Origin of the sequence: Tistrella bauzanensis (assembly GCF_014636235.1) — a bacterium.
GTDB lineage: Bacteria > Pseudomonadota > Alphaproteobacteria > Tistrellales > Tistrellaceae > Tistrella > Tistrella bauzanensis.
On sequence record NZ_BMDZ01000002.1, the window covers coordinates 97,316 to 113,647 of the forward strand.

The 16,332-nt window shown below is 66.8% G+C and carries 15 protein-coding genes and 2 pseudogenes; 11 read left to right on the plus strand and 6 right to left on the minus strand.

From position 1 onward, the window contains the following. Positions 1–69: 69 nt before the first annotated feature. The 3 genes and pseudogenes from IEW15_RS26440 to IEW15_RS01575 all read right to left on the minus strand — a co-directional run. Positions 70–375 (minus strand): annotated as a pseudogene (locus tag IEW15_RS26440) (ATP-binding cassette domain-containing protein); the annotation flags it as partial. Then, entirely contained in the window at positions 372–1,034 is a 663-nt protein-coding gene (locus IEW15_RS01570; protein WP_188574202.1) for an amino acid ABC transporter permease, read from the minus strand. The pseudogene IEW15_RS26440 and the gene IEW15_RS01570, both read right to left, overlap by 4 nt. Positions 1,035–1,107: 73 nt before the next feature. Continuing rightward, on the minus strand, positions 1,108–1,950 hold the full coding sequence (locus IEW15_RS01575; RefSeq protein ID WP_188574203.1) for a transporter substrate-binding domain-containing protein: 843 nt from the start codon (positions 1,948–1,950) through the stop codon (positions 1,108–1,110). Between the two features lie 176 nt (positions 1,951–2,126). Between IEW15_RS01575 and IEW15_RS26515 the strand changes: the two are divergent. Then, positions 2,127–2,258, plus strand: a pseudogene (locus tag IEW15_RS26515) (CRISPR-associated endonuclease Cas1); the annotation flags it as partial. A 212-nt stretch (positions 2,259–2,470) separates the two neighbouring features. Here IEW15_RS26515 and IEW15_RS01580 read toward each other — a convergent pair. From IEW15_RS01580 to IEW15_RS01590, 3 genes are all read right to left on the minus strand, one after another. After that, positions 2,471–3,079, minus strand: coding sequence for a hypothetical protein (locus IEW15_RS01580; protein ID WP_188574204.1), 609 nt, complete (start codon positions 3,077–3,079; stop codon positions 2,471–2,473). Positions 3,080–3,245: 166 nt separating this feature from the next. Continuing rightward, a complete protein-coding gene (locus IEW15_RS01585) occupies positions 3,246–3,857 on the minus strand; it encodes a macro domain-containing protein (RefSeq protein ID WP_188574205.1) in 612 nt (203 codons plus the stop codon). A 119-nt stretch (positions 3,858–3,976) separates the two neighbouring features. Then, the gene (locus IEW15_RS01590) at positions 3,977–4,336 is read right to left on the minus strand and encodes a hypothetical protein (protein ID WP_188574206.1); all 360 of its coding nucleotides are present in this window, start codon (positions 4,334–4,336) and stop codon (positions 3,977–3,979) included. Between the two features lie 400 nt (positions 4,337–4,736). Here IEW15_RS01590 and IEW15_RS01595 point away from each other — a divergent pair, with 400 nt between their 5' ends. From IEW15_RS01595 to IEW15_RS01640, 10 genes are all read left to right on the plus strand, one after another. After that, positions 4,737–5,693 carry a 2-hydroxyacid dehydrogenase gene (locus IEW15_RS01595; protein WP_188574207.1) on the plus strand — a complete coding sequence of 319 codons (957 nt, stop codon included), beginning with the start codon at positions 4,737–4,739 and terminating at the stop codon, positions 5,691–5,693. A 425-nt stretch (positions 5,694–6,118) separates the two neighbouring features. Next, the gene (locus tag IEW15_RS01600; protein WP_188574208.1) at positions 6,119–6,589 is read left to right on the plus strand and encodes a (2Fe-2S)-binding protein; all 471 of its coding nucleotides are present in this window, start codon (positions 6,119–6,121) and stop codon (positions 6,587–6,589) included. A 79-nt stretch (positions 6,590–6,668) separates the two neighbouring features. Continuing rightward, complete coding sequence (locus IEW15_RS01605) at positions 6,669–9,056, plus strand: xanthine dehydrogenase family protein molybdopterin-binding subunit (protein WP_188574209.1); 2,388 nt, start codon at positions 6,669–6,671, stop codon at positions 9,054–9,056. Between the two features lie 93 nt (positions 9,057–9,149). Next, positions 9,150–9,950, plus strand: a complete 801-nt coding sequence (locus IEW15_RS01610) for an FAD binding domain-containing protein (protein WP_188574210.1) — start codon at positions 9,150–9,152, stop codon at positions 9,948–9,950. A 206-nt stretch (positions 9,951–10,156) separates the two neighbouring features. Continuing rightward, positions 10,157–11,101 carry an AAA family ATPase gene (locus IEW15_RS01615; RefSeq protein ID WP_188574211.1) on the plus strand — a complete coding sequence of 315 codons (945 nt, stop codon included), beginning with the start codon at positions 10,157–10,159 and terminating at the stop codon, positions 11,099–11,101. An 11-nt stretch (positions 11,102–11,112) separates the two neighbouring features. Then, on the plus strand, positions 11,113–12,414 hold the full coding sequence (locus tag IEW15_RS01620) for a vWA domain-containing protein (RefSeq protein ID WP_229707739.1): 1,302 nt from the start codon (positions 11,113–11,115) through the stop codon (positions 12,412–12,414). 44 nt (positions 12,415–12,458) lie between these two features. Continuing rightward, complete coding sequence (locus IEW15_RS01625; RefSeq protein ID WP_188574212.1) at positions 12,459–12,815, plus strand: XdhC family protein; 357 nt, start codon at positions 12,459–12,461, stop codon at positions 12,813–12,815. Between the two features lie 18 nt (positions 12,816–12,833). Continuing rightward, complete coding sequence (locus IEW15_RS01630; protein ID WP_188574213.1) at positions 12,834–13,565, plus strand: XdhC family protein; 732 nt, start codon at positions 12,834–12,836, stop codon at positions 13,563–13,565. A 72-nt stretch (positions 13,566–13,637) separates the two neighbouring features. Next, positions 13,638–15,374: an NTP transferase domain-containing protein gene (locus IEW15_RS01635; protein WP_188574214.1), complete on the plus strand. Its 1,737-nt coding sequence runs from the start codon at positions 13,638–13,640 to the stop codon at positions 15,372–15,374. Between the two features lie 8 nt (positions 15,375–15,382). Beyond that, positions 15,383–16,303 (plus strand): class I SAM-dependent methyltransferase, encoded by a 921-nt coding sequence (locus tag IEW15_RS01640; protein WP_188574215.1) that lies wholly within the window; start codon positions 15,383–15,385, stop codon positions 16,301–16,303. Positions 16,304–16,332 lie beyond the last annotated feature (29 nt).

Genomic DNA, 16,332 nt, shown 5'->3' on the forward strand with positions numbered 1-16,332 from the left:
ATGCCCGCTACCCATGGTTTGACGCCGTCTGCTGACGGCTTGGGAGCTTGGCGGGGGTCTCGCGCGGTNGGTGCGTGCCCGGAAGCCCGCCAGCTTGCGATGCGAGGGCATCGGCGCGCCGGTGCCGAAGACGAAGCGGACATCGCCGACGCGGATGCTGCCGCGATCGGGGGTCACCAGCAGGTTCATGCAGCGCAACAGGGTCGATTTGCCCGAGCCCGACGGTCCGATCAGCGAGACCACCCCGCCTGTCGGCACCGTGAAGCTGATATCGCGCAGGACGGCCAGCGATCCGAAGGATTTCCGCAGGCCGGTAATCTCGATCTTGGTCTCCGGCGGCCTGATCTCTTCCAGCCTGGTTTCAGCGGCAGTCATGACCGGCCCCCCAGCCTGCGCTCCCGATGGCGGACGAACAGCGTCAGCGGGAACAGGATGACGAAATAGGCAACCGCGATCGCGGTATAGGTCTCCAGCGGCCGGAAGCTGTCATGGGCGGCCATCTGGCCCTGATAGACCAGATCGGGCACCGCCAGCACCGAGACCAGCGAGGTGTTCTTGAACTGCAGGATCGACTGGTTCATCAGCGCCGGGATCATGCGCCGGAGCGCCTGGGGCAGGATGATCCGCCGCATGGTCTGGGCCGGCATCATGCCCAGCGCCGCCCCCGCCTCGCTTTGCCCGGGATCGATCGAGACGATGCCGCCGCGGATGATCTCGGCATAGAAGGCGCCGCCATAGCAGGACAAGGCGATCAGGGCAGCACTCGTCGCGCTGAGTTCGATGCCCGCCAGGATCGGCAGGGCGTAGTAGCACCAGATCAGCTGCACCAGGATGGGCGTGCAGCGGAAGACTTCAATGAAGGCGAGGCTTGCCATGCGCAGCGGCGCGAAGCGGCAGAGCAGACCCAGCGCGCCGACCAATCCCACCGCCAGCCCGCCGGTCACGATGGCCACGGTGAACGACACCGTCACCCATAACCCGTCGAGGAAAAGCCAGCGATAGCCCCACAACAGGCCGAAATCCCATTCGTACATCCGGATCTCCCGGTCCAGGGTGGCAATGGATCCGCGGCGGCGGCAGCCTGCCCCCGCCGCGGATCCGGGGAGATCAGACGTCGAAACCGGGCGGGAAGTCGGACTGCTTGACGCCCACCAACTGCATATTGCGGATGATCGCGTCCTTGATGAAGCCGCTCGCACGATTGGCCTTGATCCAGCCATCGACGAACTGCCGCCAGGACTGGTCGTCCTCGCGCCGGAAACCGGCATTGGAGGTGGTAAAATCGGCTGGTGTCGGGATGATCAGCTTGCCGATCTTCGGGTTCTTGGCCCGCAGCGACAGGCCGAGCACCAGCACCAGACATTGCGCATCCGCACGCCCCGACTGCAGGGCGGCGGTGGCGTCGCTCTGGTTCTTCAGACGCACGACGGTTGCGTTCGGCGCATGGCGTGTCACCGCCGCGTCATGCGACGAGCCGGCATCGACCGCAATGCGGATCTCCGGCTTGTTCACATCCTCCCAGCTTGTGGCCTCAAGCCCCTCCTTCGCCACCAGGGAGAAGGCGTTGTTGAACACCGGCACCGAGAAGTCGATGACCTTCTGCCGCTCGGGCGTGGGATTCAGGCCGAAGAAGACGTCGACCTTGTTGGCCTGAAGATCCAGCACCGAATTGCCCCAGGTGGTCTCCAGAACCGAGAGTTCGAGACGAAGATCATCCGCGAGTTTCTTGCAGATATCGATATAGAAGCCCTGCCACGTCCCATCGGTCAGGCTCTTCTTGTAATAGGGGGCGCCATCCGGCACACCACCGATGCGTAATACCCCCGAATTCTTCACGCGCTGGAATGAACTCTCAGCCGCAAAGGCCCGTCCCATCCCGATCGACAGCCCTGCCGCAGCCGAGACCATGCCCGCGCCGAGGAAGGTGTTGAACCGCCTGCGATTCATCATATCCCGCATGTCTCCTGACCTTGTTTTTATTTGCAGGTCGAGTATGGAATCATACAACCGGCATCACAACGCATGAATACTGGGCATTGCATGATGAAAAGTCATGATGCGAGATCGATACTCATGACAGTCAGGTGCATGACGCGACGGTTGAGGGCGCAGCCGCCGCAGTTCTGGATCGACGCAATGCGCTTCTGAATTTCGGTTGCGCAGTTATGCGGGCAGGCCATGCGCGGGCCAGTGTCGCCTCAGGCCTGCTTCCGGCATTCGGTATCCATCATGCCTCCAGATCGAACGCCTTCAATCTGCGATTTCGGCGCACCCGAATGCGTAAAGATCACCGCGTTCTCAGTTGGTTATGCTGAAGGCAACTCACCATGGGCAAATACCACGGCTCGATCCCTCTTGAGAGGTCGGATGCTCTCAGCTGGGCTCCGCGCCACGCAACCTGAGGGGAATGAATATCGTGTCGCGGATAACATGCGCATCGTGAACGACGAGATGACGCGGTCCGCGCAGGTCACGGGCTGTCAGGGTCGTGGAGCACCCGGAATCCACTGACGAAACCGTGCACGCGGAATGGAATGCCACGCGCGATCGCCTCGCTGTCGATCATCTCTACCGCACCGTCGGGAGAGACCTCCAAGTCGACGACAAAGAGGGTGCTGTCGTAGCACATGACAGCTTCGATCAGATAGGCTCCATTGGCTCTCACCGCCTTCAGGACGACCGGCTTCAGCGATCTGTCGAGCACGGCGGCGATGAGGGGCGCCGAGATGTGGGATGGCGCGTCGGCTTTGCTCTCGACAATCAGAAAAGGCCCTGCCTCGCCACAGACGAGATTGCCGTGAAGGATCAGGTAGGCTCGGGCATCGCTGTCATCCGCGATTCTCACCCGGCCGGCCGCACGCAGACGATCAAGCGCCGCCGCCGTCCCGTCGAAATGCACAACCTGGTCCGCCGACATCGCGAACATGACCGATAGAGCGAAACCCTCTCCCGCCGTGTCGAGCAGGATCTCCACGAGGATCGTATCGGTCAGGAAGCGGGGCACCAGTACACGCAGCCCGACAAGCGCACTGATCCGGCCTTCATGGCCGGCATCGCAAAGCGTGTTGAGAATCGCCATACCCTCGGTCAGGGATGGCTGTCGCCATACCCCAGGCACGACCGGTGGCAGTCGCCAATTCGCGATGGACACATCCATCTGGTCCCGCCAGTTCCCCATCGCTGGGTAGCCCTCGTCAGCTAGAGTATCCGTGATGGTCAAGCGCGAGATTGGCGCCAAAAACGGTCTAAACAGACGTTTGCGACAGGTGGCGTTGCAAAATCGGGGCATCCGCCACCATGCCGCGCATCACGGCATCATATATGTCGTATTGCTCCGGCTCCACGAGGCAGAAGACGATCTCCATATCTGGATGCCGGTCGAGATGATCCGACACAGCCGCCAATGCCGTCCGGGCGCCGAACTCGGGATCGATGCCATAGGATCGGGTTCCGATCGGCGGTAGCGCCAGACGGACGATTTCATGACGCATCGCCACGGCCAGGATCTCGGTATAAAGGCGTACCAACAGCATGGGTGCCTGATCGGAAGCCTTCACACCCCCTCTCGGCGCGACTGCATGAAGGATGTAAAGCGCGGGCAATCGGAAGCCGGGCGTAAGGACGCAGCATCCAGGCCGGCAACGCACCGGTTGGCCCTCTGGCCCTGTGTCGACTTGCGATAGCGCCACGCAGTACCGGTACAGTTCGGGACCGGCTGCCCGATGAATGGCGCCGTCGACGCCGCCAGATCCGTCCGGAAGGTCAGGCCCGATGCCGGTGAGCGATGGATTGGCCGAATTGACGACAGCATCGACATTCAGGGTCGTGATATCGGATCGGGTAAGTCTGAGAGGCATGGCTGCTTCACACCATAGACCACCGCCAGGAAGCCCGGCCCCGGACAGTACGGGCGGAATACCACAATATTCCGCCCGATTGTCACCGATGCCCGGGTGCGGTCAAAGACCGGACGCCGTCAAAGATGATGGTGGCCCGACGTCCGAGGATTGCAGCCGCAGCGGCGGTGATAGCCCTTCTCGTCAAAGGTCACAACCGTGGTCTGAGCGGTTACGCCGTTCTCGTCCATCCACGACTGCTTGACTGGCCGAAGGAACTGCTCGCGCGTGTTCACGTCGGTCGTCTCCAGAAGGATCTCATCTTCCGCAAGATCGAAATGGTTGTGCAGAAGCGCCACTCCAAACCGCTCCAGACAACGGTGCTTCTCCAGCACGGCACGGATCTCCATCAGACATGACGCATCAGTGTCGTCGATGGGTCTGACGTCTGCAATATGATCGAGCGAGCTCCACTGGACGGCAGAAATCTGCAAGGTCATGGATTACGTCTCCTCTTCAGTACCAACCAATGCGACGTGCATCATGACAGAATATCCGGGCGGACAACCGCCACTGCACTGTTCAGATCTTCATCGACAAGCCCATTGGCGCGTCTTCACAAGTAAAACAGAATCTCTTAAAGCATTGCAATGACATATATGATCAAAATATCTTCAGGCTCTTGAAAGAGAAAGCAATTCCTGCGAAATCATCTCAATAATAATTTCCAAGCTATTGATATATTTATATTTTAAACGGCATACAGGAGTATAATAACAGCCGGCCGTCGATGCCGGATCGCCCCCAGCCCCGGTTGCCCCCAGCCAAGTGACGCCGCCCTCATGCCGCGCTATGCTGCGCCCCCTGCATTCCACCCGCCGCCCGTCCGGAGCCCCGCCCATGACCACCGACGCCACCACCCCCCGCCTGCCCGTCACCGCCATCATCGCGCCGGGATGGGATCTGCCGCGCTGGGCGGCGGCGTTGCGGGCGGCGGCGCCGGGGATCGATCTGCGGCTGTGGCCGGATCTGGGGGATCGGGGCGAGATCGAGGCGGCGCTGTTGTGGAAGCAGCCAGAGGGTGCGCTTGAGGGCATGACCCGGCTGGGTCTTGCCCAGTCGCTGGGGGCCGGGGTCGAGCATCTGCTGGCGGACCCGGCGATCGGGCCGGGTGTCGCACTCGGGCGCGCGGTCGACCCTGAGATGACAATCGAGATGGTGCGCTTCGTGGTTCATGCGGTGCTGGCGGTGTCGGTGGATGCCCTGGGCTACCGGCAACAGCAGGCGGCCGGACGCTGGGCGAAACGCGACGTTCCTGGCGGCGCGCTTGCCGTGGGCATGCTGGGGCTGGGGGAGTTGGGGGCCAGTGCCGCCCGCGCCCTGACGGCGCTGGGCTTCGGCGTCACCGGCTGGTCGCGCAGCCCCAAGGCGATCAACGGCATCACCTGCCTGTCGGGCGCCGACGGGCTGGATCGGGTGATCGCCACATCCGGTTGCCTGGTCAATCTGCTGCCGCTGACCGATGAGACGCGCGGCCTGATCGATGCCCGGCGTCTGGCGCAGATGCCCGCCGGCAGCCATCTGGTCAATGTCGCGCGCGGCGGCCATGTGATCGAGGACGATCTTCTGGCGGCCCTCGACAGCGGCCACCTTGCCTCCGCGACACTCGATGTCACCGCGACCGAGCCGTTGGCCCCCGGGCACCGGTTCTGGCACCACCCGAGGATCGTGCTCACACCCCATGTCGCCGCCGACAGCACGCCCGAGACGATGGCGCCGATCCTGGCCGACAGCCTGCGCCGCCATGCGGGCGGCCTGCCGCCGCGCGATCCCGTGCTGCGTGATCGCGGATACTGACCCAAGTTCAGTTGCTTGTCCGCCGGCACGGCCGCATCGGCGTCGCCGGCGGTTGCAGTGCGGCATTTTTTCGGCGATTTTTAGCGCGCCGCCGTCATGGTATCGCGCTTGACCACCCCGGTTCGCAGCGCCAAACTTCTCGTCGCCCGGTCGGATGCAAACAAGGGGTCTGAACCCCGACACCGATGCCGGCGGAGGACGAGTGAATGAACCGGCGGGCGACCGATCGCCCGGGTTCCGCCTGTGGTGGCCGTGCAATCGGCCCTGTGGCGGTGCGACCAGAGCCAACCGCTCCGATTGAGCGACGGGCAGACTGATCGCCGTATCATCCAACGCTTCCCCGGCCCCGATGCCTCCGGCCCGTGCGTGATCCACGGCGGCCTGCCCGTGCGGCCGTCGTCTACCGACCGATGGGGAGGTTATACATGCCGGTCCAGATCAGCCTGACGGTGAACGGCGAGCGGGTGGAACGCCCGGTCGAGCCGCGGACCCTGCTGGTGCAGTTCATCCGCGACCATCTCGGACTCACCGGGACCCATGTCGGCTGCGACACCAGCCAGTGCGGTGCCTGCGTGGTCCATGTCGACGGCGCATCCGTGAAGTCGTGCACGCTGCTGGCGGTGCAGGCCGATGGCTGCGAGGTCACCACCATCGAAGGCATGGCACAGAACGGCACCCTGCACCCGATGCAGGCGGCGTTTCACGAGAATCACGGCCTTCAGTGCGGCTTCTGCACGCCCGGCATGGTGATGAGCGCCGTCGACCTGCTGAAGAACAACCCCGACCCGACCGAAGCGGAAATCCGCAAGCATCTGGAAGGCAATATCTGCCGCTGCACCGGATACCACAACATCGTGAAGGCGGTGCAGTCCGCCGCCGAGACGATGCGCGGCTGACCCGCTGCCCGGACGCGCCGCAACACGAGAACAGGCCCGGCGGCATGAACCGGCCGGGCGATGGGGAGGAGTTGAGGACATGACCGAGCAGTCGATGGGCAAGCCCGTGAGGCGCACCGAGGACCGGCGCTTCCTGACCGGCCGGGGCCGATATACCGACGACATCCAGCTGGCGCGCCAGACCTATGCCTATATCATCCGCAGCCCCCATGCCCATGCCGACATCGCCGGCATCGATGCCTCGGCGGCTCTGGCGCGGCCGGGGGTGATCGCGGTGTTCACCGGCAAGGACATGGCGGCCGACGGCGTCGGCGGCCTGCCCTGCGGCTGGGCGGTGCATTCCAAGGACGGCTCGCCGATGAAGGAGCCGGCGCATCCGCCGCTGATCCCCGATCGGGTGCGCCATGTCGGCGACAATGTCGCGGTGGTGATCGCGACATCCAAGGAACTGGCCAAGGATGCGGCCGAAGACGTGGTCGTCGACTATGTCGAGCTGCCGGCCGTGGCCGATGCCCGCAAGGCACTCGCCTCCGGCGCGCCGGCGGTCTGGGACGATCAGGCGCCAGGCAATCTGTGCTATGACTGGGAGCTGGGCGACAAGGCCGCGACCGATGCCGCCTTCGCCAATGCCCACCGGGTGGTGGAACTGGAGCTGATCAACAACCGCCTGATCCCCAATGCCATGGAGCCGCGGGCGGCGATCGGCGACTACGAGCCGTCGAGCGGCAACTATACCCTCTATACCACCAGCCAGAATCCGCATGTCATCCGCCTGCTGATGGGCGCCTATGTGCTCCAGATCCCCGAACACAAGCTGCGGGTGGTGGCGCCGGATGTCGGCGGCGGCTTCGGGTCGAAGATCTATCATTATGCCGAAGAGGCCATCGTCACCTGGGCGGCGCGCAAGCTGGAACGCCCGGTCCGCTGGACGGCGGAGCGCACCGAAAGCTTCATGACCGATGCCCATGGCCGCGATCACTGGAGCCGCGCGCGGCTGGCCATGGATGCCGATGGCAATTTCCTGGGCCTGCATGTCGAGACGGTGGCCAATCTCGGCGCCTATCTTTCCACCTTCGCACCCTCGATCCCGACCTATCTGTACGGCACGCTGCTGGCGGGCCTGTACAAGACGCCGGCGATCTATTGCGAGGTGAAGGCCGCCTTCACCAACACCACGCCGGTGGATGCCTATCGCGGCGCCGGCCGGCCCGAGGCCTGCTATCTTCTGGAACGGCTGGTCGACAAGGCGGCAGTCGAGGCCGGCATCGACCGGATCGCGCTGCGCAAGCAGAACTTCATCACCCCCGACATGATGCCCTATCAGACCCCGGTGGCGGTGCAGTACGACAGCGGCAATTTCCACAAGAATCTCGATGATGCCATGGCGCTGATCGACTATGCGGGCCTGGATGCCCGCAAGGCCGAGGCGAAGGCGCGTGGCCGGATGCTGGGCCTGGGCGTGTCGACCTATATCGAGGCCTGCGGTCTGGCACCATCGGCGCTGGCCGGCCAGCTCGGCGCCCGCGCCGGTCTGTATGAGGCGGCCGAGGTGCGGCTGCATCCCACCGGATCGGTCACCGTGTTCACCGGCGCCCACAGCCATGGCCAGGGCCACGAGACCACCTTCGCGCAGGTGGTGGCCGACAAGCTGGGCGTGCCGCTGTCGCAGGTGGAAATCGTTCATGGCGACACCGACCGGGTGCCGTTCGGCATGGGCACCTATGGCTCGCGCTCGCTGCCGGTCGGCGGCTCGGCGCTGGTCAAGGCGATCGACAAGGTGGTCGACAAGAGCCGCAAGATCGCGGCCCATCTGATGGAAGCAGCCGAAGCCGACATCGAGTTCAAGGACGGCCGGTTCTCGGTCAAGGGTACCGACAAGGGGGTCACGATCGGCGAGGTGGCGCTGGCGGCCTATGTCCCGCACAACTATCCGCTCGACAAGCTGGAACCGGGGCTGGACGAGAGCGCCTATTACGATCCGATCAACTTCACCTATCCCAATGGCTGCCATCTGTGCGAGGTGGAGATCGACCCGGAAACCGGTGTGGTCGAGATCAAGCGCTTCGTGGCGGTCGACGATTTCGGCAATGTCGTCAATCCGATGATCGTCGAAGGCCAGGTCCATGGCGGAATCGGCCAGGGCATCGGTCAGGCCCTGCTGGAAGCGGCGGTCTATGATCAGGACAGCGGCCAGCTGATGACCGGCTCGTTCATGGATTACTGCATGCCGCGCGCCGACGATCTGCCCAACTTCACGGTCGCCCACAACGAAGTCCCCTGCACCACCAACCCGCTGGGGGTGAAGGGCTGCGGCGAGGCCGGCGCCATCGGCTCGCCGCCGGCGATCATCAATGCGGTGATCGACGCGCTCAGGCCGCTGGGCGTCACCGACATGGACATGCCCGCGACGCCGAACCGGGTGTGGACGACGATCAATGCGGCACGCATGCCCGCCGCGGCGGAATGATCGACATGCAGCGATCATGGACCTGTCTGTCTGATCACGCCTGCCTGCCTGATCACGCCCGCCTGTCTGATCACGATCGGGGAACGCTTTAAGATGTACGCTTTCGAATATCACCGCCCGGGCACGGTCGCCGACGCCGCGGCCACCCTTGCCGGCAATGACGAGGCCAAGCTGGTCGCCGGGGGGATGACCCTGGTGCCGACCATGAAACAGCGTCTGGCGGCACCGTCGGACATCATCGACCTGAACGGCATCGCCGATCTGGCCGGCATCAGCCGCGATGGCGACCATCTGGTCATCGGCGCCATGACCCGTCATGCCGCCGTCGGCCGCTCCGACGAGGTCAAGGCCGCCATTCCGGCCCTGGCCCATCTGGCGGCGCATATCGGCGATGCCCAGGTCCGCAACCGCGGCACCATCGGCGGATCGCTGGCCAATAACGATCCGGCCGCGGATTATCCGGCGGCGGCGCTGGCCCTGGCTGCCGACATCGTCACCGACCAGCGGACCATCGCCGCCGACGACTATTTCGTCGGCATGTTCGAAACCGCGCTGGCCCCGGCCGAAATCGTCCAGGCGGTCCGCTTCCCGCTGGTCGACAAGGCCGGCTATGTGAAGTTCCCCAACCCGGCCTCGCGCTATGCCCTGGTGGGCGTGTTCGTGGCCCGGCACAAGGATGGATCGGTCCGGGTGGCGGTCACCGGTGCCGCACCGTCGGTGTTCAGGATCGACGCCATGGAAGCGGCGCTTGCCGCCGATTTCCGGCCCGAAGCGGTCGACGGCATCACCGTGCCGGCCGATGGCCTGAATGCCGACATGCATGCCAGTGCCGCCTATCGCGCGCATCTGGTGAGCGTGATCGCCAAACGTGCGGTGGCCGCCGCCCTCGCCTGATCCGGCGGCCAAGACCCACTCCGGTAACGGCAGCGCCGACATGGCGGCGGCATGGTGGCGGATCCGCGCCGTGCCGCCGCTTGCCGTTTGCCGGCCCGGTGCCCAGATTGACCGGGCGGGGCTATGCCCTCGCCACTGCGGCCCGGCCCGCCATCGCTATCCCGTCGCCTGAGGAGCCTGTCTTGACGCAGTCAGAACCCGCCGCCATGCCCACCTCCGTCGCCGAGACCCTGGCCCTGCTCGATGCCGGCGATTATGTCGCCGACGAGGCCCTGGCCACGGTGCTGTTCCTGGCCATGCGGCTGGGCCGGCCGCTGCTGCTGGAAGGGGAAGCCGGAGTCGGCAAGACCGAGATCGCCAAGGTGCTGGCCAAGTCGCTGGGCCGCCGACTGATCCGCCTGCAATGCTATGAGGGGCTGGATCAGGCCCAGGCATTGTATGACTGGAACTATGCCCGCCAGATGCTGGAGATCCGGCTGGCCGAGGCGGCCGGCGAGGTTGAAGGCGCGGGCGCCCGCGAGCGGCTGGGCGCCGATCTGTTCTCAGAACGCTTTCTGTTGCGCCGGCCATTGCTCGACGCTATCACCCCCGACCCAGCGGGACCGCCGGTGCTGCTGATCGACGAGATCGACCGCGCCGATGAGCCGTTCGAAGCCTTCCTGCTGGAATTGCTGGCCGATTTTCAGGTCACCATCCCCGAGATCGGCACCATCCGCGCCGAAACGCCGCCGATCGTGATCGTGACCTCGAACCGCACCCGTGAAATCCACGATGCCCTGAAACGGCGCTGCCTGTATCGCTGGATCGATTTTCCGAACGAGGCGCGCGAGATCGCCATCGTCCGCCGCAAGACCCCCGCCGTGGCCGAGGCGATGGCCGCCCAGATCGTGGGCTTCGTGCAGCGGCTGCGGTCTGAAGATCTTTTCAAGGCGCCCGGCGTTGCCGAAACGCTCGATTGGGCCAATGCCCTGGTCCAACTGGATGCGGTGGATCTGAACCCCGGGCTGATCGATGGCAGCATGGGCGTGCTGCTGAAATATCAGGATGACATCGCCCGGATGACTGGCGCCGAGACCGCCCGTCTGCTGGCCGAGGCACAGGCAGACATCCAGAGGCGGGCCAATGCCGGCACAAGGGCCGCGACCGCGTGACCGGTAACAGCATGACCGGTGACAGCATGACCGGCCGCCCTGCGACCGACAATGGCACCAGCGGCCGGCTTCCGGCCAATATCGCCCGCTTCGCGCGACTGCTCAGGCGTGCCGGCCTGACCATCGGCCCCGGAGACGTGCTGGTTGCGGCCGAGGCGATGGCCGCCGTCGACATGGCGTCGCGGCCGCAGGTTCATGCGGCACTGAAAGCAACGCTGGTCAAACGGCGCGAGCATCTGGCGCTGTTCGAACAGGCTTTCGACGTGTTCTGGCGCGACCCGCAATTGCGGGAACGGCTGCTGGCGCTGCTGCTGCCGCAGGTGGAGGCCGACCGGCCGCCCGATGGCCGCAAGCTGGCCCGGCGGCTGGCCGATGCCTTCACCGGCGATGCGCCACCACCCCCGCCACCATCCGGGCAGAAGGTGCGTGAGGAAACCCGCATCGATGCCAGCCTGACCTGGGATGCGACCGAACGGCTGAAGACCCGCGACTTCGAACAGATGAGCGCCGTGGAAGCCGCCGAGGCCCGGCGCGCCATCCGCCTGATCCGCGCCCGCCTGCCGGAACGGCCGACACGCCGGATGAAGCCGGCGCCCCATGGCCGGCGCATCGATCTGCGCCGCAGCCTGCAGGCCCAGATCCGCAGCGGCGGCGAGGCGGTGCGGCTGGCCCGCCGGGGGCCCCGGCGTGAACGGCCGCCGCTGGTGGCGATCGTCGATGTCTCGGGCTCGATGGACGCCTATGCACGGATGATGCTGCATTTGCTGCACGCGATGATGCAGGATGCCGGGCAGCGGGTGAGCGTGTTCCTGTTCGGCACACGGTTGAGCAACGTCACCCATGATCTGGCGCGCCGCGACCCCGACGAGGCCCTGGCGGCGGTGGGCGGTCGGGTGAAGGACTGGTCCGGCGGCACCCGGATCGGGCCCAGTCTGGCCGATTTCAACCGGCGCTTCGCCCGTCGGGTGCTGACCCGCAATGCCGTGGTGCTGCTGGTCACCGACGGGCTGGACCGGGCCGAAGACGACGTTCTTGGCCGGGCGGTCGAGCGTCTGTCGCGGTTGACGCCACGGCTGATCTGGCTGAACCCGCTGCTGCGGTTCGACGGGTTCCAGCCGGCCGCCCGTGGCGTGCGGGCGATTTTGCCCCATGTGCATGAATTCAGGGCGGTGCATAATCTGATCGGGATCGAGGCACTGGCAACCGCACTGACCCGCCCCGCCGCCGCGGCCGATCCGCGGCTGGAGGCATGGCGCCGCCAGATCCGGTCTGAGACCCAGATCCGGCCCGAAACATTGCAGCCGGGCGCGTGACGCGCGCCACGGCACGGGCTGGCGACGACGAGAAGGAGGCGATCATGACCGGACGTCCGGCTGCTGCAAACGATACGACCGCCATCACCGGCGACGACGTTCTGGCCGCGGCACTGGGCTGGCGCGATGCCGGCACCGGCGTGGCTCTGGCGACGGTGGTGTCCACCTGGGGCAGCGCGCCGCGCCTGCCCGGCGCCCAGATGGCCGTCACCGCCGATGGCCGTTTCGCGGGGTCGGTATCGGGCGGCTGCGTCGAAGGTGCCGTGATCGAGGCGGCGCAGGCCTGCATCGACGGCGCGCCGCCGCAATTGATGGATTTCTCGATCGGCGACGATCAGGCCTGGGCCGTGGGTCTGGCCTGCGGCGGCCGGCTGGAAGTCTGGGTCGAACGGCTGGATTGACAGGAGCGCGCAGAACCCATGGATGCAACCCTGATCCGCCGCATCGCCGCCGACCGTGCCGCACGCCGTGGCCTGGCACTGGTCAGCGCCCTCACCCCCGGCGGGCCGACAGCGCTGATCGCCGACAATGGCGACGACGCCGGTGCCCCGTTGCCGGATGCCCTGCATGATGCGGCGCTGGCGGCGATCCGCGACGATCGCGCGGCCACGGTCGAGGCCGACGGCAGGCGCTGGTTCATCAACGTCTTCGCGCCCCGGCCACGGCTGATCGTGATCGGCGCCGTGCACATCGCCCAGGCGCTGGCGCCAATGGCGGCAGCCATCGGCTATGACATGGTGGTGGTGGACCCGCGCGGCGCGTTTCTGACGCCGGAGCGCTTCCCAGGTGTCACCGCCCATGTTGCCTGGCCCGAGGACGTGCTGGGCGAGATCGGCCTGGATGGTGCCTCGGCGATGCTGGCGCTGACCCATGATCCGAAGCTCGACGACCCGGCGCTACAGATGGCGGTGACCTCTGATCTGTTCTATATCGGCGCCCTTGGCAGCAGCCGCACCCATGGCAAGCGGGTCGCGCGTCTGCAGGAGGCCGGTATCGATGCCGGCCGGATCGCCCGCATCCATGCGCCGATCGGCCTGGCCATCGGTGCGCGCACCGCGCCCGAGATCGCCTTGTCTATCCTGTCGGAAGTGGTCGCCGTGCGCCGCACCGGCTCGGCCGCCAGCCTGCGGCAGCGCCCGCCCAAGGGATAGCACGGCCGCCATCCTGTCTGACGCTCCCGATCCTCCACCCTGTCCCTGCCATATGCGAAGTCGACCGACCCCATGGATTTCTCCGAACATCCGCTTGATCAGGCAGACGGCGTTCTGCTGGCCCATGCCATTGCCGTCGAGGGCCGCGTGCTCAAGAAGGGCCACCGGCTGGATGCGGAGACGATTGCCCTGATCCGGGATCAGGGCCGCACCCAGGTTCTGGGCGCGCGCCTGGGCCCCGACGACGTGCATGAGGACGAGGCCGCGGCCCAGGTGACCGAGGCGCTGGCCGGGCCGAATGTACGCGTCGCCCGCGCTTTCACCGGCCGCGTCAACCTGTATGCGGCCACCCGCGGCCTGGTGCGGATCGACGAGCCCATGATCCGGGCGGTCAACCGGATCGATGAGTCCATCACCGTTGCGACCCTGGCCGACGACACCGCCTGCGAGGGCGGCGAGATGCTGGCGACGATCAAGATCATCCCCTTCGCGGCACCCCGCCCGGCGCTTGAGAAGGTGCTGGCATCGATCGCCCGTGCCGGACGGCCGGCGATCCGGATCGCGCCCTGGCGGGTGATCCATGCGGCGCTGATCATGACCGAACTGCCGCATCTGAAAGAGAAGATCTACGAGGAAACCGCGCGCGCCATCGGTGCCCGGTTGATGCGGCTGGGCGCGCGGGCACCGGTGATCGAACGCGTGCCCCACGACCGCACGCGTCTGGCCCGTGCCATGGCCGATCTGGCGCGGGAGCCGATGGATCTCATTGTCGTGGCCGGTGCCTCGGCGATCGTCGATCGGGCCGATGTGATCCCGGCGGCGCTGACCGATATCGGCGGCACGGTGGTGCGGCTGGGCATGCCGGTCGATCCGGGCAATCTGCTGATGCTGGGGCGTCTGGCCGGGCGGGTGGTGATCGGCGCGCCGGGGTGTGCCCGCAGCCCCAAGATGAATGGGTTCGACCGGGTTCTTGAGCGCGCTGCGGCCGGCGAGGCGATCGAGGCCCTCGACATCGCCGATTTCGGTGTCGGCGGACTGCTGAAAGAGGTGGGTGAACGGCCGCTGCCACGGGCCGCCGCCTCTCCCGGTCCGCGCCGGCGGGGCCCGCGGGCGGTGCGCAATGTGGCGGGTGTCGTGCTGGCCGCCGGCCGTGGCACCCGGATGGGACCGCCCAACAAGCTGGTGCGCCAGATCATGGGCAAGCCGCTGATCGGCCATGTGCTGGACGCGGCGCTGGAAAGCCGGCTGCGGGCGCTGACTGTGGTCACCGGCCCCGAAACCGATGTCCGGCTGGCGATCGGCGGCCGGCCGGTGCCGGTGGTGGTGAACGAGGATCCCGCGGCCGGCATGTCGCTGTCGCTGTCGCTGGGGCTGGCCGACGTGCCGGACGGCGCCGAAGCGGCCGTGGTGCTGCTGGCCGACATGCCCGGCATCAGCGCCCGGCACCTGGACCGGCTGATCGATGCCTATGACCCGGATGAGGGCCGGTTGATCTGCGTGCCGGTCTATAAGGGGCGGCGCGGCAATCCCGTCTTGTTCGACCGCCGGTTCTTCACCGAGATGATGTCCCAAACCGGCGATCGTGGCGCCCGCGAGGTGATCCGCGCCCATGAGGATGTGGTCGTCGAGGTGGAGATGCCCGATGCCGCGATCCTGGGCGATATCGACACGCCCGAGGCGCTGGCCGCCGCCGAGGCCGCCGCACGCGCCCAGGGCCTGCCGCCGGCAAGCGGCGCCCCACTGCCGACCGCCCCGACTGCCGCCGCCCCGTCGGTGGCCACCTCCCCCTCCCCCACCGACCAAGGATGACCCGAGCCGTGACCGCCACCACCCCGACCGCCGCCCCCGAGACCGCCGCCTCCGTGACCAGTGTTGTCACTGACGCCGACGCTGCCGCCGCCCGCACCCGCGAACAGAGTGCCTTATGGGCCGCGAAGGCCGAGACCTGGGTGCGCTGGGCGCGGCCGATGGAAGCCATGGCGACCCGCTTCAACGAGATTCTGCTGGACGCGGCCGGCGTGGCGCCCGGCCATCGGGTGCTGGATCTGGCGAGCGGCGCGGGTGAACCGGCGATGACGCTGGCCCGCAAGGTCGGCGCCGATGGCCTGGTGATCGCTACCGATCTGGTGCCGGCGATGCTGCCGGCAATCCGCGCCCGCGCCGGAGAGTCCGGGCTTGGCGATGTCGTGTCGGTCTGCGCCGCCGATATGGAGCGCCTGCCGCTGGCCGATGCCAGCGTCGACGCCGTGGTCAGCCGGTTCGGCATCATGTTCGCCCCGCAGACAGACGTGGTGATGGCCGGCATACGCCGGGTGCTGCGTCCGGGCGGGCGGGTGGCGCTGATGGTCTGGACCCGGCGCAGTGCCTCGACCATGGTCGACGTGCTGGGCAGTGCGGTCGATGCCGAGCTTGGTGGCGATGACGGCGATCACGCCGACGCCCTGACCCCGTTCCGTTTCGGCAGTTGCACCCGGCTGGCCGATACGATGACCGAGGCCGGATTGGAGGATATCCGTACCGACACCCACAACTTCGCGCCCCGCCCACGGCTGTCCGACAATTTCTGGCGCCCGCAGCTTGAGATGAGCTGGGGCCATCGCCTGGACGCCGCACCGCAGACCCGACCGCTGATCGAGGCCCGCATCCGCGCGGCCTTCGCGGCCCTGGCCGATGCCGAAGGCCGCGTGCCTCTGGCGGCGGAAGTGCGGGTGGTGTCGGCCGCCCTGCCACGCCGCTGACCGGCCGCCGCTGACCAGTCGTGGCCGTC